The following is an 18,169-nucleotide window of genomic DNA, read 5'->3' as shown; positions in this document are numbered from 1 at the left end:
CTACCATGCTGGATTCACGAAATGAATCCCTCACCCGATTTGTGCAACAAAGCCGTTCGACATCGCAAGCCTAATATGGTCGCGCCAATACTTGTGAAAGCCAACATCCGTCTGCTACTTGGTGACATTGTGAATTGCTGCTGGCCTTGCGCTGGCAGAAGCCTTTCGCGCGTTCTGTGCTGTGATCGCCGCGAGAACATTCTGAGTGCTGGTGTTGATTTTGGTCATGGTATTCATCCCATCCTTATTTCGATGATTGGGAAGTCGGTTCGAACCCGGGAAAAAAATAATCGAGGTTTGATAGCCGAATTCCGAGTGACTTCTGGATGATTGGGAATGGGGGAGAACGGCACCGGTACCGCGTGTTCTCAGGCCGCTGTCTACGCTGCGCAGATGTGCTACACGGTAGCACGCTCGAATCGAAAACCCCCGGAAACCTCCGAAAATACGGCGAAACCCAGGGAAATCGTGCTACACAGTGTTTAGAGTTATGTGGAGTTAACGCTTTGAAAAATAACGCACAAAAAGCAGCGCGTTTAAGCGTGGCACCCATGATGGACTGGACTGATCGCCATTGTCGCTACCTGCACAGGCTTCTTAGCCACGAGGCCTTGCTCTATACTGAAATGGTGACATCTCCAGCCCTCGTTCGGGGGGGGGCTTTGCATCTTTTGAAACATAGTCAACAGGAGCATCCGCTGGCCTTGCAGCTGGGGGGCTCTGATCCACAGGAGCTGGCACAGGCCGCGCAGTTAGGTGCCGAGGCCGGCTATGATGAGATCAATCTCAATTGCGGCTGCCCCAGTGATAGGGTGCAATCCGGGGCTTTTGGGGCCGTTCTGATGCAGAGCCCGGACTTGGTTGCCGATTGCATTGCACAGATGCGGTCAAAGGTGTCAGTGGAGATAACGGTGAAATGTCGGATCGGGGTAGATGAGCAGGAACCTCGTGAAATCTTGCCGGTTTTTCTGGAGAAGATCCGTGCAGCAGGCTGCCAGCGGGTGACGATCCATGCGCGTAAGGCTTGGCTCAAGGGGCTATCTCCAAAGGAAAACCGTGACATTCCTCCGCTGGACTATGAGCTGGTCCATGAGATGAAGGCCGCATTTTCGGATATGCATATCTCGCTGAATGGCGGCGTCGATAGCCTTGATCAAGCGGTGGAGCATCTGGACCGCGGTCTGGACGGGGTGATGATCGGGCGCGCGGCCTATCATCAGCCAGCTGATATCCTTTCGACGGCGGATATGCGCATCTTTGGCAGTGGCCAGTTGCGCGACCCGGTATCCGTTGTGCATGAAATGCTGCCCTATATCGAGGCCGAGCTTGCCAATGGCGCACGTCTGCATCAGATCAGCCGACATATGCTGGGGCTTTTTGCGGGCCGTCCTGGCGCGCGGGCCTGGCGGCGAATGCTGTCGGAAGGGGCCAATCGTCCTGGCGCGGGGCCAGAGCTTGTAGTGCAGGCGCTTGCGCCGGTGATCGAGGCGAGCGCGGCCGCGTGACGCGGAGCCGCTCAATCTTGTCGCAATCGAAAGCGGGGGCTTGCCGTTGGTGATCTAGAATCTTGTAGACAAGAGCCGATGGTCGATTTGCCAAAGGCACGCAGGATGCAGAGGCAACAGCACGGCATGCAACAAGAGTCAGACAAGCAGTGGCGAGATTTCCTGACGCAGGGCTGGACGCGGTTTGGCCATGATGCAGGCATTGCGCAGTGGGCGCGCGAAGCGCGGCCACTGGCCCGTGCCAGTTTGCGCGATCCGGCAAATGCCGAATGGCTGGATTGCGAGGGAACCTGGTTCATTGGTGTCGACGCCCTAGACAATGACACAGCGGGAAGATTGCCGACCGGCGCGGCGTTGTGCGGCGACCCTGTGGACTTCATCACCCGCCATATGGGGCCAGTTTCCGACCTGCACCGCGCACAGGTTTCTATCGTGTTTCCAGGTTATCCGCGCCCACGCGCCGGTGAAAATGACGCAGCCTTTCGCTATCGAAGCAAGCGGGATGCAGCCCATGTGGACGGGGTCAAGATGTTTGGCGCCTCGCGCAACCGTCGCATAGAAGAACGCCATGCCTGGGTTCTGGGTCTGCCGCTGAATGCCCAAGACCCAGAGGCGGCACCGCTAGTGGTCTGGGAGGGCAGTCACGAGGTGATGCGACGCGGATTCGCGGCGGCCTTTGGCAGTGTTGCCCCGCAGGATTGGCATCTGGTGGATGTGACCGAGGCCTACAAGACTGCCCGGGCGGAGGTGTTTGAGACCTGCAGGCGTGTCACAGTACATGCCCAGCCCGGAGAGGCCTATCTGATGCACCGGCTTTGTCTGCATGGGGTGGCCCCATGGCAGGTATCATGGCAGGGATCAGAGGAGGTGTCAGGGTCGACAGATGTTGGCGCGCAGAACGAAGGGCGCGTCATTGCCTATTTCCGGCCCGAACAGGTGGGCGGGGTGTCGGACTGGATCACCCTGCCGTGAAAACTGCGTGCTAGCGTTTCAGGCGCGCGGCCCGACCGCCACGCCGTTTGGTCAGATTGCCTGCGCGGGCTGGCAGATCAGCCATGACCTCGGCGCGGTCTTCGTTGGACATCTTTGACCAGCTGGTGATCTCATCGATAGAGCGATAACAGCCGGTGCAGATGCGCGCATCGGGATGGACGACGCAGATATTGATGCAGGGCGACTGTATCTCGTCGCGTTGCCAGACCTTGGTGCTGTCTGTTTTAGCCATTCTTCAGGTGCCTCATTCGATCCAATGCTCCCTGCAGAATATAGGAAGCAGCCACATGATCGATAACCTCGGCGCGACGTTTTCGTGACGTATCTGCCTCTAATAGCGCGCGTTCGGCAGCAACGGTGCTCAAGCGTTCGTCCCAAAACCCGATGGGCAGCTCGGTGAGACGCGCCAGATTGCGCGCAAAGGCGCGAGTTTTCTGACAGCGCGGGCCCTCAGAGCCATCCATATTGCGGGGCAGGCCAAGCAGCAGTCCGCCAACCTCACGCGCCTTGGTGATTTCAAACAGGCGTTCGGCATCCAGGGTGAATTTCTTGCGTCGGATGGTTTCCAGCGGCGTGGCAACGGTGCCCAGCCGGTCGGAAATGGCAATACCAATGGTTTTCTCTCCAAAATCCAGCCCGGCGAGAGGGGAAAACCCAGGAACCGCAGCGGCGTATTCTTCGAAGTTATCAAAAATCATTGGTCGAGGCCTGCTTGATTTGCGGCGGCCTCGATCAGGCTGAGAGAGGCTGCATCAGCGCCAAAGCGTGTCTTGGCCTCGTCATAGATTGCAGCAGCGCGTGTACGATCGCCCAGAACGGCAAGTGCTCCAATGAGCTGCGCCCATTCCTTGGCGCTGCCACCTTCGGTGGCCAGTCGGTCAGACAGACGCGCGACCATGCCTTTGATCATCTCCTGGCGGTCTTCGGTTGTCATGTCTTGCGCAGCAGAAACGTCGTCGGCGCTTGGCCCAGCTAGGGCAGGGCCGCCGTCAGGTGTTGCACCCGGAACATCGATGAGACGGTATTCGACCCCGGCGCGGAAAGCCATTTCTTCGATTTGGGCTTCAATCCCGTTGATCCAGGGCGCACCTTTAGGGCCCATGCGCAGGGTTTCTGACCAGATGCGAAACGCAATATCGGGTCGGTTCAGCTGTCCCTGCATCAGACCCCAATAATAGCGGGCGGGACCATTGCGCGGATCCAGCGTCAGGGTACGGTCCAGCAGTTCTTCGGCCTCGGGAGAGACATAGCCGCCGCTGGCCATGATCATCAGCTCGGCCAGCTCGCCATAGTCCTGCGCTTCGAGGTCGCCGGTCATGATCTGAATGTAGTTGCGCTTGGCCTCATAGGCGGCTTTGAAATTGCCTAGATTTGCCTCGTGCTGCGACAGCAGGGCCTGTCCCTGTGCGTCATTGCTGCGGGCATTGGCTGTTTTGCGCAGCTGCGCGACCAGATCAAGATACTCGGCTTCGGCCTGTGGTTTTGGCGTCGCCGGAAGGCGGGCTTCGGCCTCTGACTGGCTGGGGCGGGTTTTGGCATAGTCTTTGGCGGCGGCAATGCGCAGTTCCAGCCCCATGTCGTCATAGCCGGGTGCGCCCAGCCAGCTATAAAGCCCAAGGGTGCCCCCGATCAATGCGACGGCTGAGATCAGGATCATAGCGCGACTCAGGCCTGCGGGCTGACTGTCACCGCTTTGCTGTTGCTGAAGCAGGGAGTCAGCTGCCAGAATACGGCGGGAAACTTCGGCCCGGACCCGGTCGGCGTCTGATGCATTGATCACGCCGCGGGCGAGATCCTTGTCCACGTCACGCAACTGCTGGCGATAGACACGCAGATCATAGGCTGCAGGCGGCTCGCCAACCTCATGCGCCCGCATCAGCGCCAGTGAAAGCAGGCCGGTGACCGCAAGGGCCACAAAGGAAATCAGGATCCAGAATACCATAGTCACTCCGCGAATTGCGCTTGTTGGTGGTTTCCTCTCATCTATAGGCGGGCGCGGCAGGAAAAAAGAGCTAACTGCCCGGGTGCGCGGTCCTGACCGATGCAGGCTTGCACGGGCTGGCCTGCGCCCCGTGACGTGCGCGTGTCGCAACAGTGCAAAAATGCGACGATAAACGGCGTAGGGAAACCGGGCCTCTGGGGCATACCAGTTGTTAGTCACGAACCATCGGATTCGCCAATGAAACGCTATTCAGCCTTTGCTGTCGCGCGGGAAGCCCTGCGCTATCATACCGGATGGGAGCGCGCCTGGCGCTCGCCGGAACCGAAACGCCATTACGATGTTGTCATCGTAGGGGCTGGTGGCCACGGTCTGGCCACAGCCTATTATCTTGGCAAGAACTTTGGCATTACGAATGTCGCGATTATCGAAAAGGGCTGGTTGGGCGGTGGTAACACCGGTCGTAACACCACCATCATCCGGTCAAACTATCTGCAGGATCCCTCGGCTGCGATCTATGAAAAGGCCCGCAGTCTGTATGAAACCATGTCGCAGGACCTGAACTACAACGTCATGTTCAGCCCGCGCGGCGTCATGATGCTGGCGCAGACCGAGCATGAGATCCGCGGCTACAAACGCACCGCCCATGCCAATGCCTTGCAAGGTGTGCAGACCGAATGGATCGAGCCTGCCCGCGTCAAAGAACTGGTGCCGATCATCAATCTGCATGGGCCGCGCTACCCCGTTCTGGGCGCCCTGTGGCAGGAACGCGCTGGTACCGCGCGTCATGACGCCGTTGCTTGGGGCTATGCGCGCGCCTGTTCCGACATGGGGATGGACATCATCCAGCAATGCGAGGTCACTGGCGTACGTGTTGAAAATGGCCGTGTTGCAGGTGTTGAAACCTCCAAAGGTCCGATCGATTGCGACAAGATGGGCATGTTGGTTGCGGGCAATGCTTCGCATTTGGCCGATATGGCTGGCTTCCGTCTGCCAATGGAGAGCGTCGCCCTTCAGGCGCTGGTCTCTGAACCGATCAAACCCTGCATGGATGTGGTCGTCATGGCCAATACGGTGCATGGATACATGTCTCAGTCCGATAAGGGTGAGATGGTGATTGGCGGCGGCACCGATGCAGCCAACAACTATACCCAGCGTGGGTCGTTCCATCATATCGAGGAAACCGTGCGCGCTCTGGTCGAAACCTTCCCGATGGTCAGTCGCCTCAAGATGCTGCGCCAGTGGGGCGGCATTGTGGACGTGACCGGTGACCGGTCGCCGTTGATCTCGAAAACGCCCGTTGGCAACTGCTTTATCAACTGTGGTTGGGGCACCGGCGGTTTCAAATCGATCCCCGGATCCGGTTGGGCCATGGCTGAACTGATGGCCACGGGTCATTCGCCGCTGACCGAAGAGTTCACCATGAACCGCTTCAAAGAAGGCAAGTTCATCGACGAGAGCGTCGCCGCTGGCGTGGCGCACTAGTGCCGCAGAATTCATAAGGACGGAGTAAGCACAATGCTGATCCTTGAATGCCCCTATTGCGGCGTCAAAGCCGAAGAAACTGAACTGGCTGCGGGCGGCGAAGCGCATCTGAAGCGCTTTGGCCCTGGCTCGGACGACAATGATTTCCACGACTACCTGTTTATGCGCGAAAACCCAAAGGGCGTGCATTTTGAACGCTGGCGTCATGCCAATGGCTGCGGCAAGTGGTTCCATGCCGCCCGCTGTACCACCACGCTGGAGGTCTTTGGCACCTATGCGGCGCAGACCTATGAGCCGCCGCAGGAGATCAAGGACAAGATCACCGCAAAACGTCCCGGCTGGAGCTGGCGTGAATTCTCGGATGCCTCCGAATGATCCGCCCTGCTGAAACACATGGCTTTACTTTGAAAGGTCAGACCACATGAGCACGCGTCTCGCCAAACAGGGCCGGCTGATTGACCGGTCCAAACAGATCGAGTTCACCTTCAACGGCAAACGGATGCAGGGCTACGGGGGCGACAGTCTCGCCTCGGCGCTGCTGGCCAATGACCAGATGATGATGGGCCGGTCGTTCAAATACCACCGCCCGCGCGGTGTTGTGGCCTCCGGCTCTGAAGAGCCCAATGCGCTGATGCAGCTGGGCACTGGCGACCGCTATGAGCCCAACCAGCGTGCCACCACCACCGAGCTGTTTTCGGGCCTGACTGCGGCGTCACAGAACCACTGGCCAAGCCTCGAGTTCGACGTGCTGGCCATCAACAACAAGCTGTCGCGGTTCCTGACGGCTGGATTCTATTATAAGATGTTCATCCATCCGCGCCCGCTGTGGAAGCACGTCTACGAGCCGATCATCCGCAAATCCGCCGGTCTCGGCGCGGCACCTGACTCGGAGCTGAAAGACGCCGACACCTACGAACATTTCTATTTCTTTGCGGATGTGGTTGTGATCGGTGGTGGTGTTGCCGGTTTGCAGGCCGCCAAGGCGGCGGCTGCAAGCGGAGCCAAAGTTCTGGTGCTGGAGCAAAACAACCATTGGGGCGGTCGTGCCCCTGTGGATGGTGGCACAATCGACGGCGATACGCCGGAGGTTTGGGTCGAAAAGACCCTGACAGAGCTGCGCGCAATGGACAATGTCACTCTGCGCGACCGCTGCATGGGCTCTGGCGTCTATGACCACGGCTATGCACTGGGCTATGAGCGTCTGACCGATCACGCGCCGGGGCAGGGTGGTCCACGCCACCGCCTGTGGCGGATCCGTGCCAAACAGATCATCACCGCCACTGGTGCGATCGAGCGTCCGCTGTCTTTTGCTGGCAATGACGTGCCTGGCGTGATGCTGGCGGCTTCGATGCGCGACTATGTGGTCAACTGGGGCGTGACTCCCGGCCAAAAGGTCGTAGTTGCCACCAACAACGACGATGCCTATCGCACCGCCCTGACCCTGCATGACGCAGGCGTCGAGGTGGTCCGCGTGGTTGACGCGCGCGACACCGGCGGCGGTGCGCTGATGGAAATGGTGCGCGATAAAGGTATCCGGGTTGAGCTGGGCCGCGCCATTGCAAAGGTCAAGGATGGCCCGCGTGTCACCAAGGTCGCCATCTGCGCGCAGAATGGCGAAGGCGGCGCCCAGGAAGAGGTCGAGGCGGATGCCGTGGCCATGTCCGGTGGCTGGTCGCCCGTGGTTCACCTGTGGTCCCACTGTGGGGGTAAACTCACCTGGGACAAGGATCACGCCTTCTTCCGTCCCGATCCCACCCGTCCGCCGCTTGGCGATAATGGCGCAGGCTTTGTGGTCGCAGCCGGTTCTGCCAATGGCAACCTGGGTCTTGGCGCGGCGCTGGAAGACGCAGCTGCTGCTGGTGCTCAAGCGGCCGAGGCTGCGGGTTTCCCAGCGAAATCTGTCGCTGCATCCAAAGGTGTGGCCGAGGACGAGACCCTGATGCAGCCGGTTTGGCTGATGCCTGCCAAAGCAGATATCAAGCTGCGGATGAAAACTTGGCTCGACTATCAAAATGACGTCAAAGTCTCTGACGTGCAACTGGCCGCTCGTGAAGGCTATGAAAGCGTGGAGCACACCAAGCGTTACACCACGCTGGGCATGGCAACTGATCAGGGTAAGCTGAGCAATATCAATGGGCTGGCCATTCTTGCTGACAGTCTTGGGGCAGAAATCCCGCAGGTCGGCACCACCACCTTCCGTCCGCCGTATCACCCGATTTCCATGGGTGCGATCGGTGGCGAGGCCCGTGGCGAGATCTTCCAGCCGGTGCGCAAGACGCCGATCTATGACTGGAACGATGCCAATGGTGCGGATTGGGAACCGGTTGGCCAGTGGCGCCGTCCCTTTGCCTATACCCGCAGCGGCGAGAGCCGTCATGACGCGGTGAACCGCGAGGTGAAGAACACCCGCGAGAATCTTGGCCTCCTGGATGCGTCCACTCTTGGCAAGTTGATCGTCAAAGGGCCAGACGCAGGCAAGTTCCTCGACATGATGTATACCAACATGATGTCGACGCTGAAGATCGGCAAATGCCGCTATGGTCTGATGTGTTCCGAGAACGGCTTTTTGTCTGATGATGGCGTTGTTGCCCGCATCGACGAAGACACCTGGCTGTGCCACACTACCACTGGCGGTGCCGAAAGCATCCATGGTCACATGGAAGAATGGCTGCAGACTGAGTGGTGGGACTGGAAAGTCTACGTCGCCAATGTGACCGAGCAATACGCCCAGATCGCCGTTGTTGGCCCCAAGGCCCGCAAGGTGCTGGAAAAGCTCAACGCACAGGCCGGTGGCGGCATGGATCTCAGCAAGGAAGCGCTGCCCTTCATGGAGTGGCGTGAAGGCCAGATCGGCGGCTTTGACGCACGTGCATTCCGGATCTCCTTCTCGGGTGAGCTGTCTTACGAGATCGCCGTTGCGGCCTCGGAAGGGCAGGCCTTCTGGGACGCGCTGATGGAGGCAGGCCGCGAATTTAATGTCATGCCTTATGGCACCGAGACCCTGCACATTTTGCGCGCCGAAAAGGGCTTCATCATGATCGGCGACGAAACCGATGGCACCGTGATCCCGCAGGATCTGGGGCTGAACTGGGCGCTGTCGAAGAAAAAGGAAGACTATCTGGGCAAGCGTGCGCAGCAACGCTCGCATATGGCTGACCCGGATCGCTGGCAGCTGGTTGGTCTGGAGACCACTGATGGATCGGTCCTGCCGGATGGGGCCTATGCGCTTGGCAATGGTATCAATGCCAATGGCCAAAAGAACATGATTGGCCGGGTGACTTCGACCTACTATTCGGCAACGCTGGATCGCGGCATTGCCATGGGGCTGGTCAAACATGGTCCCAAACGCATGGGCGAGGTGATCGAGTTCCCCGGAACTGATGGCAAGACCTACACAGCAAAGATCGTCGATCCGGTCTTCTACGACAAGGAAGGGGAGAAGCAGAATGTCTAATCCTGTCACCGCAACCAATGGCGCTCAGTTTTCGGGCATTGCCACTGTCGCAGATGTTGGCCTTCAGGGCATGATCACCCTACGTGGCGATCTTTCTTCCAAGCCTCTGGCAGCAGCCGTCAAGGCTGCCACCGGCACTGAGGTTCCCGCGCAGGGCACGATCTTGGTGGTTGAGGGCGGCGCGGCTGCCTGGATGTCACCGGATGAGCTGTTGCTGCTGGTTCCCTATGAGCAGGCGGTGGCCAAGACTGCTGAGCTGACTAAGGCCCTGAAAGGCGAACATGCACTGGCGGCCAATGTGTCGGACGCCCGCTCCTTCTTTCAGATCACAGGCGATGGCGCACGCGAGGTACTGGCCAAAATCAGTCCGGTGGATCTGTCGCCTGAAGCCTTTGTGGCAGGCGACTTTCGCCGCAGCCGCACAGCGCAGGTCGCAGCCGCTTTCTGGCTTCAGGATGACGGCAGTTTCCGGGTGGTCTGCTTCCGTTCGGTAGGCGCCTATATGTTTGGGCTGCTGTCAACGGCTGCGCATCCGCAATCTGCAGTTGGCGTTTACTGACGGCCTGTGATCCGGGTCTCGAACCTGTATTCAGAGATTAAACTTAAAGACCCTCCGTCAAAAGCGGAGGGTCTTTTCCGTTGTCTTCATTTGGTTTTTTCAATTACACGGTGGACCGCCAATGTCAGAGGCGCCGGAAATCTTTTTGGTCACATCAGCCCTTCTTTCCTGCCGTTTTCGGTGTCACATGCCGGGGCAGCAGTCTCCTCTGGCAGCTGATATCTCCCCAGCAGTGCAAAGATTGTCTGATACTCTTCTCAAGGGGACTTTGTGCCTGTTTCCCCTTGCGAACTGCACCGGCGGGCGACTTGATCCAGTGCTTGACAGGCGTTGCGACATCAGAGCAGTGTCAGCGATAAGGTTTGCAACATGACTGCGCGGGGCGGTTGCTTGTTTCAAGTTTTATGTTATTTCAAGGCGCTATTGCCTCAAGGTATGCAGTTTGCAGTCCGTGAGATCAGCAATAATTTGAGCCTTCGAAAGTATATTCGGCCTTTTCCCAAATTTCTCTTTGACGCGAGTAGGCGTCATGATATTCAGCTTTGAGTAGGTGTTTTTAGTTACTTGTATTTTGCTTTTTTGCATGGAGTGTAACGCGATAGGTTGATTTATCCGTTCCAGTTGTTCTGCGTGAGTGCTGAGGGTTTTATGGTTGAAATTGCAAAATGGTTTGTTTTTCTTGCAACCTTTATGGCCTGGACTACAGCGGAAGCCTCTGAAACCTACCTGTGCCGGATTGTACCTTTATCGAAATCATCGCTGGTACCATCTCAGGTCGCGATGGAGCTTTTTGACGGTCGTAAATCCGCCCGTGTCTGGGATGGCTCCGAGGGGGTCGCCGTGCCGGTAGAGCTCGAGAAACGAAGCGAGAATTCTTATTTGTTGGACTGGACCGTTCGGCCCGCCGTTCTTGAAAAAATGCCCGGCATGGCGGGGGAGCGCTTTCAGGTCATCCTGAATTTGCAGAACTTGAAGGTCTCGGTGCTGGTTCTTTCGCGCCTGGAAATGGGGACGCTATCGCCACGCGGAGTCGGACGGTGCAGCATGATCAGAGAGGCCGAGAAATTGTCTCAACGAGATTTTTGAAATCGTGCTCTGCGGGTCAGCGTGAGTGAGATCGACATGAATACTATAGGAACTTGAACCTGTCTTCGGTGATGACTTGGCTCACCTTGGGGGTACTGCCGCGCGGCTATGATAATGACATGAGCGGCAAAGGGAGCTGCACTGTCTCCGGTACCGTCTCAGGCTAGCTCTGTCTTCACGCGGTGAACAAAAAGGTTGGAAACTGAGTTAGGGCGCGCTCTTGTGTAAGGGTTTCAAAACCCGAAGCGCGGCCATTGTCCTCTAGACAGGTTCCGTAGAACGACAATAGCTCGGCCAGGGTTTTCATCCTCTCTTGACGGGTCTCAGAATCGAGAAAAGGTGCGTGGGTGGACAGGTATAGTGCTGGGCGCTGTTCTTTCAGCCAGGGGATAAGCTGTGGCAGGACGTCGAATTCGGCACCCTCGATATCCATTTTGACCAGCGACACCTGGCCGAGATCGGCCGATTTGGCAAAATCCTCCCATCCCAGAGTAACCACGTCAGAGCCGTGGTCGCCGTCATTCAGCAGGCTTGTCATGCTATCGCCGGCCTCGCCACCAAAAGACGCCATCCGGGCGAGGCCAACTTGCTGGCTGAGAGCGACCGAAAAGGCCGAAACATTCTGGATCTGGTTCAATTCGAGGTTCCAGGCCAGATGGCGAAAGGCAACGGGATCAGGCTCAAAGCAATACACCCGGCGAGCCTTTGCGGCACCATAAAGGACCGTAGGTCCAATCCAGGCGCCGATATCCAGATAGTCGTGATCCTTGTCCAGATGAGCATCCAGCACGGCAAAGGTTTCAGGCTCCCAGCTGCCCGCCGCAGCCTTGCGCCAGAATTTTGAATGATACGGATCCAAGCGAAAGGGAAGGCCGTTCAGGCTGCCGGCGTAGTAGCCGCGGGCGCGGTAAAACATCTTGCGCGCCGCTGTCCAGGTCTTTGCAATCATCCGGCTTTCCCCCATTTTCGCACATAGATCCTGCTCATCTTGCGCGCTGTTTTATCGTCTTGGCCCTTGACCTGCCCCCCCGCTGCGCCGCATGTATCTGCTCAGGAACGCAACATTTTTTGACAGGGGTCCACTATGGCTTTTGAACTTCCCGATCTTCCTTATGCACATGACGCGCTGGCCGCCAAGGGCATGTCGGCAGAAACCCTGGAATACCACCACGATCTGCACCACAAAGCCTATGTCGACAACGGCAACAAGCTGATTGCTGGTACCGAATGGGACAGCAAGTCGCTGGAAGAGATCATTGTTGGCACCTATGACGCATCCTCCGTGGCGCAGAACGGTATCTTCAACAACATCTCGCAGCTGTGGAACCACAACCAGTTCTGGGAAATGATGGGCCCTGGTGGTTCGGCCATGCCCGGTGATCTGGAAAAAGCTCTGGTTGAAAGCTTTGGCTCGGTTGACGAATTTAAATCGCAGTTTTCGGCCGCTGGCGCGGGTCAGTTCGGCTCCGGCTGGGCCTGGCTTGTGAAAAACGCTGATGGTTCGCTCGCCGTGACCAAGACCGAAAACGGTGTGAACCCACTGTGCTTCAACCAGACAGCCCTGCTGGGTTGTGATGTTTGGGAGCACTCCTACTACATCGATTTCCGCAACAAGCGACCTGCCTACCTGTCGAACTTCCTCGACAACCTGGTGAACTGGGAAAACGTTGCTTCGCGCCTCGGCTAAGTTTCGACGCAGTGAAGATAGATGATGTGACGCCCGGCCTTTTGGTCGGGCGTCATTGATTTGAGAGGGGCGTTGTGCGCAATGAGTACCCCCTTCAAAGAAAAGACGGCAAAGACATTTGCAGAGACCGGGCATAGGGGCAGCGGAAATGACTGAGGCAGCAAAAGGCGTCTGTGCCATGATCATCGCCTGTACGGTCTGGGGGCTGTCAGGGCTGTTTTACAAGCTTCTGTCGCATATCCCGCCAGAACAGGTGTTGTCGCACCGGGTTCTGTGGTCCTGCCTGTTCTTTGCGGCGGTTTTGTTGATACAGGGGCGGATCCAAGTTCTGGGGGCGGCGCTGTCTGATAGTGGCAATGTGAAAATCCTGCTGCTGGCGACGGCGATGATTTCGCTGAACTGGTTTACCTTCATCACATCCGTGCAGATCGGGCGCGCCACTGAGGCCTCGCTCGGCTACTATATCTTTCCACTGCTCAGCGTGATGCTGGGGCGCTTTGTCTTTGGCGAACACCTTAGTCGAGCGCAAAGCCTGGCCATTGCGCTTGCGGTCCTCGCGGTGGTGATCCTGACAATTGGTCTTGGGGTTGCGCCCTGGATCTCGCTGATCCTGGGCTTCAGTTTTGGCACCTATGGTGTGGTCAAGAAACGTCTGGATCTTGGGCCCGTGGTTTCTGTGACTGCCGAAGTTCTGCTGATCCTGCCACTGGCTCTTTTGGTCATTCTCGGCACCGGTGGCGGAGGCTTTCAGCTGGGCTGGTCTGAGGCAGGACTGCTTATGCTCTCAGGGCCTTTGACAGGGGCGCCGCTGATCCTGTTCAGTTATGCGGCGCGGCGGGTTGCTCTGGGTACGGTTGGGGTGTTGCAATACATCAACCCAACTCTGCAAGCCTTTGTTGCTGCGTTAGTTTTTGGCGAAGTGTTTACCATTTGGCACAGCCTCGCCTTTGCTTTGATCTGGGTCGCCGTGATCATTTTCTCGGCGGGGGCTTTGCAAAAGCAACGGCAGAGCGCCCGCGTCTAGAGGTTGTCCTTAGCACCGGTTGACGGAGCCTGCCGGGGCAGGGTCCCGTCCCGGTCAGGATCTCCAGCGCCTGCTCCGGAGTGTCTACCCAGGTCAGAAAGTCGCCAAGTGATGCATCGGCAAAGCCCTGATCTAGCATGTGCTCCACCAGATCGCGCAGTTTGTCCCAATAGCCTGCAATGTTCAGCACCAGAATGGGTTTATCGTGCAGGCCCAGTTGTCGCCAGGTCAGGGCCTCGAACAGCTCGTCCAGTGATCCGGGGCCGCCGGGCAGAACCACCACGGCATCCGCGTTATACAGCATGACCTTTTTGCGTTCGTGCATGGTTTCGGTGACCACATAGGTGGTGAGGTCTGATTTGCCGACCTCGCGCTTCACCAGATGCTCTGGGATCACGCCAAAAGTCTCGCCTCCGGCGGCCTGGGCGGCACGCGCGACACTGCCCATCAGACCAACATCACCAGCGCCATAGACCAGGCGCAGCCCGCGTGCGGCCAGTCCCTGACCAAGGGCCGTTGCGGCGCTTTCGTAGGCAGGCATTGCCCCGGACCGGGATCCGCAATAGACACAGACGGATTTTATGCTCATCGGGCAACCTTTCACTTTGTTTTCAAGGGGACATAACTCGTGTTTTGACCCTTGTTAACGCGGTTGCTAGGTTGGCTCAACCACGCGGGACACGAACCCGTGCGGAAGGCTCGCAAAGAGCCTGCTCTAGGGAAGGGACAAAATGACTGGGACGACAGGACGTGGCGGGCTGAAGGCTCTGGCACTCGGAGGGATTGGTGCAACTGTCGTTGGTGTCGGGGGAGCGGTGCTGGTCTGGCTGGGGGTTTTCGACACAGAGACCTATCGTCTGTCCACATCGGATCCTCAGACGGAGCTGGTCATCACCCCCTCCGCCGAAGTGCCTTCGGTTATGCAAGGCAGCTCTCAGCAACCCGATCCGGAAGAAACGTCGCAAGTCGCCTCTTCTGCCGAGCAAGCGGAGGCTGCAGACCAAGCACCAGTTCAACCCGCGGATCAGAACGAGCTCGAGTCTGAAGGGGCACAAACCGGTTCCGAACTCGCAGAGACAGTGGGTGACACAGTTGGTGATGATGGCGCTCTGGCAACTGTCACCCCGTCACAAACTGCCTCCGAAAATGATCAACAGATTGAACCGGTAGCTGATCCTGTAGCTGGGGTCCTCGCGGCGCCTCAGCTTGATCTGGTTCGGGTTGACCCGGCTGGCGATACTGTGATTGCGGGACGCGCCACTGCCGGCGCACGTGTTGCGGTCCTGTTGGATGGCAGGGTTCTGGAACGGATCGATGTGTCGCAGGGCGGAGAATTTGTTGCCTTTGCCTTGATCGCGCCCAGTGATCAGGCGCGGGTGATTTCGCTGCGCGCAGAGCAGGGCGATCAGACCACCCTGTCGGAGACCAGCTTCATTCTTGCACCTGCAGCACCTGTCCCCAGCGCGCCGACTCTTCTGGCGCAGGCCGAAACCGCAGCACCAAAGGAGGAGCCTGCGGTTGCAGTTTCCGAAGCAGCAGGTGCGACGACAAGTGGTGTGACTGCAAATAATACTACGGCCCCAGTAGAGTCAGGTGAACAAGACGCTACAGAGACCACGACGGGATCACGCGAAGCTGGCGAAACTTCGCAGGGACAGACTGGCGTCGCTGAAGGGACAGCGAATGCTCCCAATAGTTCTGAAGTCATTGCTGCGGTGTCTGTAGCAGATCAGGTCGCTCAAGGTGGCGAGCCTTCTGCCCCGGTTGTCACCCCGAGCTCTCCTGCTCAGGGAGCGGAAGACGAGACCCGGGTGGTGGAACCTGAAACCAAACCGGCTGCGGCGGCAGGCACCATCGTCAGTGCCGAGACAGACCCGGCCCCGGAACCGGCTCCGACTCAGGTTGCAGTTCTGCGCGCCGATGCGCAGGGGGTGACATTGGTACAACCGGCAGCGCAGGCACCACAGGGCAAGGTGGTGCTGGATACCATCGGCTACTCTGACAGGGGCGAGGTGCAGCTAGCCGGGCGTGCGCGCGCCAACGCGCGGGTCCGCGTCTATTTGGATAATGCGGTTGTGACCAGCTTTGTGGTGGCGCAGAACGGCAGTTGGGGCGGGCAGCTTGAGGCAGTCGATCCGGGTGTCTACCGTCTGCGGCTGGATGAGCTGGACACCAATGGCAAGGTCCTCAGCCGTCTGGAAACCCCGTTCAAGCGCGAAGCACCTGAGGTTCTGTTGCCACCGGCCAACAGTGATACGGCACCCGATGCAGCAGCGCCTCTGGTGCGGGCGGTGACGGTACAGGAAGGGGATACGCTTTGGGCGATTTCACAGCAGCGCTACGGCAGTGGATTCCTGTATGTGCGGGTATTTGAAGCCAATCAGGCAGCAATTCGTGACCCTGATCTGATCTATCCCGGTCAGGTTTTTGCCATTCCCGAGTAGTCGGAGACAGAACAAGCGGTTGATCCGCCGAAAACGCGCTCTTATCGGCGCGTTTTTCGCTTTCGGCTCTGGTGGTGAACGCCGCCAAAGCCTATTTCGAAGTGTCTGAGGCAGGAAGGCGTTAATCATGACCCGAGACCGGATTTCGACAGATCGAAGCATTGCCAGTGATGAACGCCGGTCTGGCCTGCGCACGTTGCGCCGCATGGGGCCGTATCTTTGGCCGAAAGATCAGCTTTGGGTCAAACAACGGGTGGTTCTTGCGATTGCGGTTTTGGTTCTGGCCAAGCTGATCGCGGTCTATACGCCGATGCTCTACAAAGGAGCGGTTGATGCGCTCGCAGCCGAGGGGGTGCCACCGCTGGCACTGGGGGCAGTGGGTCTGACAGTGGCCTATGGCATGGCGCGGATCCTGACCACCGGGTTTCAGCAGCTGCGCGATGCGATCTTTGCCCCGGTCGGCCAGCGTGCGCTGCGTCAGCTGGCACTGGAGACCTTCACCCATATTCACAACCTGTCGATGCGCTATCACATCACGCGTAAGACAGGCGGGCTGTCGCGGATCATCGAACGTGGCGTCAAGGGCGTCGAGTTCCTGCTGCGCTTCATGCTGTTTTCCATCGGCCCGCTGGTGCTGGAGCTTACCCTGGTCGCGATTATCCTGACGGTGCTCTTTGATGCCTGGTATCTGGTGGTCGTGGTGAGCACCATCACGCTTTATGTCTGGTTCACGTTTGCTGTGACCGAATGGCGGGTGAAACTGCGCCGTGAGATGAACAAGCAAGATACTGACGCCAATCAAAAGGCCATCGATAGCCTGCTCAACTTTGAAACGGTGAAGTATTTTGGCGCCGAGGCACGTGAGGCCGCGCGCTATGACGGTGCGATGCGCGCCTATGCGCAGGCGGCACTCAAGACTGCTTATTCGCTGGCCTTTTTGAACTTTGGTCAAAGCGTTTTCATTACCGGCGGTCTGATTGCTGTCATGGTGATGGCGGCGATTGGCGTGCAAAATGGTGCGCTGACGGTTGGCGATTTTGTCATGGTCAACGCCTATATGATCCAGATCACCGTGCCGCTGAACTTCCTAGGGACGGTGTACCGCGAAATCCGCCAGAGCCTGGTCGATATGGGCGAGATGTTTGATCTGCTAGAGCAGCCCGCCGATGTGACAGACCGGGCAGATGCCAAACCGCTCAAGGTCTCAGGCGGCGAAATTCGGCTGGAAGATCTGCGCTTTGGCTATGACAAGGAACGCGAAATCCTGAAAGGCGTTTCGATCACAGCCGGGGCGGGCCAGACTTTGGCCATTGTCGGCTCTACCGGGTCGGGCAAATCCACCATCGGACGACTGCTGTTTCGATTTTATGATGTGACCAGCGGGCGCCTGACAATCGACGGGCAGGATGTGCGCGATGTTACACAGAAAAGCCTGCATGCCGCCATTGGTGTGGTGCCGCAGGATACCGTTCTGTTCAACGACACCATCCGTTACAACATTGCCTATGGTCGCGCCGGGGCCACCCAGGATGAAGTAGAACAGGCTGCACGCGATGCCCAGATCCATGATTTCATCAGTGGCCTGCCCGAAGGCTATGACACCCAGGTCGGGGAACGCGGGCTGAAGCTGTCCGGCGGTGAGAAACAGCGGGTGGGCATTGCGCGTACCCTGCTGAAGAATCCGCCAATCCTGTTGCTGGACGAGGCCACATCTGCCCTGGATACCGACACCGAGCAAGAGATCAAAGATGCGCTGGAACGCGCCAGCGAGGGCCGTACAGTGCTGACGATCGCGCATCGCTTGTCTACCGTTGCCGAGGCAGATCTGATCGTGGTGCTGGAACAGGGCGAGGTGGTGGAACAGGGCAGCCACGAAGACTTGCTGGCGCGCGAAGGCCGCTATGCCCATCTGTGGCAGCGCCAACAGGCGGATGATCAGGCCGTGGCCTGACCCATAGTTTCAAAGGCCGCCGTTGTTAAGCTCCTGGCGTGC

At 58.3% G+C, this 18,169-nt stretch carries 16 protein-coding genes and 1 pseudogene; 12 read left to right on the top strand and 5 right to left on the bottom strand.

Going from position 1 to position 18,169, the window contains the following annotated elements; all coding sequences use genetic code 11:
- The 3 genes from PH5382_RS20190 to PH5382_RS16670 form a co-directional block, all read left to right on the top strand.
- A partial coding sequence (locus PH5382_RS20190; RefSeq protein ID WP_231751913.1) for a hypothetical protein occupies nt 1–330 on the top strand: 330 nt, incomplete at its 5' end.
- A 176-nt stretch (nt 331–506) separates the two neighbouring features.
- Nucleotides 507–1,505 (top strand): tRNA dihydrouridine(20/20a) synthase DusA, encoded by a 999-nt coding sequence (gene dusA, locus PH5382_RS16675; protein ID WP_156414947.1) that lies wholly within the window; start codon nt 507–509, stop codon nt 1,503–1,505.
- A gap of 126 nt (nt 1,506–1,631) precedes the next feature.
- On the top strand, nt 1,632–2,477 hold the full coding sequence (locus tag PH5382_RS16670) for a hypothetical protein (protein WP_058335528.1): 846 nt from the start codon (nt 1,632–1,634) through the stop codon (nt 2,475–2,477).
- A 10-nt stretch (nt 2,478–2,487) separates the two neighbouring features.
- On the opposite strand, the gene PH5382_RS16665 is transcribed toward PH5382_RS16670, so the two are convergent.
- The 3 genes from PH5382_RS16665 to ccmI are packed head-to-tail and all read right to left on the bottom strand — an operon-like array spanning nt 2,488 to nt 4,440.
- Nucleotides 2,488–2,730: a DUF1289 domain-containing protein gene (locus PH5382_RS16665; protein WP_058335527.1), complete on the bottom strand. Its 243-nt coding sequence runs from the start codon at nt 2,728–2,730 to the stop codon at nt 2,488–2,490.
- Complete coding sequence (ruvX, locus tag PH5382_RS16660; protein ID WP_058335526.1) at nt 2,723–3,196, bottom strand: Holliday junction resolvase RuvX; 474 nt, start codon at nt 3,194–3,196, stop codon at nt 2,723–2,725. Before ruvX ends, PH5382_RS16665 begins: the two co-directional genes overlap by 8 nt.
- Nucleotides 3,193–4,440: a c-type cytochrome biogenesis protein CcmI gene (gene ccmI, locus PH5382_RS16655; protein WP_058335525.1), complete on the bottom strand. Its 1,248-nt coding sequence runs from the start codon at nt 4,438–4,440 to the stop codon at nt 3,193–3,195. Before ccmI ends, ruvX begins: the two co-directional genes overlap by 4 nt.
- Nucleotides 4,441–4,677: 237 nt before the next feature.
- On the opposite strand from ccmI, the gene PH5382_RS16650 reads away from it, so the two are divergent.
- The 5 genes from PH5382_RS16650 to PH5382_RS16630 all read left to right on the top strand — a co-directional run bounded on the left by PH5382_RS16650 (nt 4,678) and on the right by PH5382_RS16630 (nt 11,021).
- Nucleotides 4,678–5,922: a sarcosine oxidase subunit beta family protein gene (locus PH5382_RS16650; RefSeq protein WP_058335524.1), complete on the top strand. Its 1,245-nt coding sequence runs from the start codon at nt 4,678–4,680 to the stop codon at nt 5,920–5,922.
- 33 nt (nt 5,923–5,955) lie between these two features.
- Nucleotides 5,956–6,297, top strand: coding sequence for a sarcosine oxidase subunit delta (locus PH5382_RS16645; RefSeq protein WP_058335523.1), 342 nt, complete (start codon nt 5,956–5,958; stop codon nt 6,295–6,297).
- A 46-nt stretch (nt 6,298–6,343) separates the two neighbouring features.
- Complete coding sequence (locus tag PH5382_RS16640; protein ID WP_058335522.1) at nt 6,344–9,376, top strand: sarcosine oxidase subunit alpha family protein; 3,033 nt, start codon at nt 6,344–6,346, stop codon at nt 9,374–9,376.
- Nucleotides 9,369–9,935, top strand: a complete 567-nt coding sequence (locus tag PH5382_RS16635) for a sarcosine oxidase subunit gamma (RefSeq protein ID WP_058335521.1) — start codon at nt 9,369–9,371, stop codon at nt 9,933–9,935. Before PH5382_RS16640 ends, PH5382_RS16635 begins: the two co-directional genes overlap by 8 nt.
- 648 nt (nt 9,936–10,583) lie before the next feature.
- On the top strand, nt 10,584–11,021 hold the full coding sequence (locus PH5382_RS16630) for a hypothetical protein (RefSeq protein ID WP_058335520.1): 438 nt from the start codon (nt 10,584–10,586) through the stop codon (nt 11,019–11,021).
- 175 nt (nt 11,022–11,196) lie between these two features.
- Here the strand turns inward: PH5382_RS16630 and PH5382_RS16625 are convergent, their stop codons facing one another.
- Entirely contained in the window at nt 11,197–11,970 is a 774-nt protein-coding gene (locus PH5382_RS16625) for an FkbM family methyltransferase (RefSeq protein ID WP_058335519.1), read from the bottom strand.
- A gap of 135 nt (nt 11,971–12,105) precedes the next feature.
- On the opposite strand from PH5382_RS16625, the gene PH5382_RS16620 reads away from it, so the two are divergent.
- Nucleotides 12,106–12,708, top strand: coding sequence for a superoxide dismutase (locus tag PH5382_RS16620; protein ID WP_058335518.1), 603 nt, complete (start codon nt 12,106–12,108; stop codon nt 12,706–12,708).
- Between the two features lie 148 nt (nt 12,709–12,856).
- On the top strand, nt 12,857–13,732 hold the full coding sequence (gene rarD / locus PH5382_RS16615; RefSeq protein WP_058335517.1) for an EamA family transporter RarD: 876 nt from the start codon (nt 12,857–12,859) through the stop codon (nt 13,730–13,732).
- Nucleotides 13,733–13,796: 64 nt separating this feature from the next.
- On the opposite strand, the pseudogene PH5382_RS16610 reads toward rarD, so the two are convergent.
- Nucleotides 13,797–14,321: pseudogene (locus PH5382_RS16610) on the bottom strand (TIGR00730 family Rossman fold protein); the annotation flags it as partial.
- A gap of 142 nt (nt 14,322–14,463) precedes the next feature.
- Here PH5382_RS16610 and PH5382_RS16605 point away from each other — a divergent pair.
- Both PH5382_RS16605 and PH5382_RS16600 read left to right on the top strand, forming a co-directional pair.
- Nucleotides 14,464–16,176 (top strand): LysM peptidoglycan-binding domain-containing protein, encoded by a 1,713-nt coding sequence (locus tag PH5382_RS16605; RefSeq protein WP_058335516.1) that lies wholly within the window; start codon nt 14,464–14,466, stop codon nt 16,174–16,176.
- Between the two features lie 127 nt (nt 16,177–16,303).
- Nucleotides 16,304–18,127, top strand: a complete 1,824-nt coding sequence (locus tag PH5382_RS16600; protein ID WP_058335515.1) for an ABCB family ABC transporter ATP-binding protein/permease — start codon at nt 16,304–16,306, stop codon at nt 18,125–18,127.
- The last annotated feature ends 42 nt before the right edge of the window (nt 18,128–18,169 follow it).

Source organism: Phaeobacter sp. CECT 5382, assembly GCF_001457775.1.
In the GTDB taxonomy this organism is placed as follows: domain Bacteria; phylum Pseudomonadota; class Alphaproteobacteria; order Rhodobacterales; family Rhodobacteraceae; genus Pseudophaeobacter.
This window is presented reverse-complemented; position numbering and strand designations above follow the sequence as displayed.

What these genes read in the sequence shown, in the direction of transcription:
- ccmI (WP_058335525.1), bottom strand. Translation starts at nt 4,440, where the DNA reads ATGGTATTCTGGATCCTGATTTCCTTTGTGGCCCTTGCGGTCACCGGC.
- rarD (WP_058335517.1), top strand. Translation starts at nt 12,857, where the DNA reads ATGACTGAGGCAGCAAAAGGCGTCTGTGCCATGATCATCGCCTGTACG.
- PH5382_RS16620 (WP_058335518.1), top strand. Translation starts at nt 12,106, where the DNA reads ATGGCTTTTGAACTTCCCGATCTTCCTTATGCACATGACGCGCTGGCC.
- PH5382_RS16640 (WP_058335522.1), top strand. Translation starts at nt 6,344, where the DNA reads ATGAGCACGCGTCTCGCCAAACAGGGCCGGCTGATTGACCGGTCCAAA.
- PH5382_RS16645 (WP_058335523.1), top strand. Translation starts at nt 5,956, where the DNA reads ATGCTGATCCTTGAATGCCCCTATTGCGGCGTCAAAGCCGAAGAAACT.
- PH5382_RS16670 (WP_058335528.1), top strand. Translation starts at nt 1,632, where the DNA reads ATGCAACAAGAGTCAGACAAGCAGTGGCGAGATTTCCTGACGCAGGGC.
- PH5382_RS16635 (WP_058335521.1), top strand. Translation starts at nt 9,369, where the DNA reads ATGTCTAATCCTGTCACCGCAACCAATGGCGCTCAGTTTTCGGGCATT.
- PH5382_RS16630 (WP_058335520.1), top strand. Translation starts at nt 10,584, where the DNA reads ATGGTTGAAATTGCAAAATGGTTTGTTTTTCTTGCAACCTTTATGGCC.
- PH5382_RS16665 (WP_058335527.1), bottom strand. Translation starts at nt 2,730, where the DNA reads ATGGCTAAAACAGACAGCACCAAGGTCTGGCAACGCGACGAGATACAG.
- PH5382_RS16650 (WP_058335524.1), top strand. Translation starts at nt 4,678, where the DNA reads ATGAAACGCTATTCAGCCTTTGCTGTCGCGCGGGAAGCCCTGCGCTAT.
- PH5382_RS16600 (WP_058335515.1), top strand. Translation starts at nt 16,304, where the DNA reads ATGACCCGAGACCGGATTTCGACAGATCGAAGCATTGCCAGTGATGAA.
- PH5382_RS16605 (WP_058335516.1), top strand. Translation starts at nt 14,464, where the DNA reads ATGACTGGGACGACAGGACGTGGCGGGCTGAAGGCTCTGGCACTCGGA.
- PH5382_RS16625 (WP_058335519.1), bottom strand. Translation starts at nt 11,970, where the DNA reads ATGATTGCAAAGACCTGGACAGCGGCGCGCAAGATGTTTTACCGCGCC.
- ruvX (WP_058335526.1), bottom strand. Translation starts at nt 3,196, where the DNA reads ATGATTTTTGATAACTTCGAAGAATACGCCGCTGCGGTTCCTGGGTTT.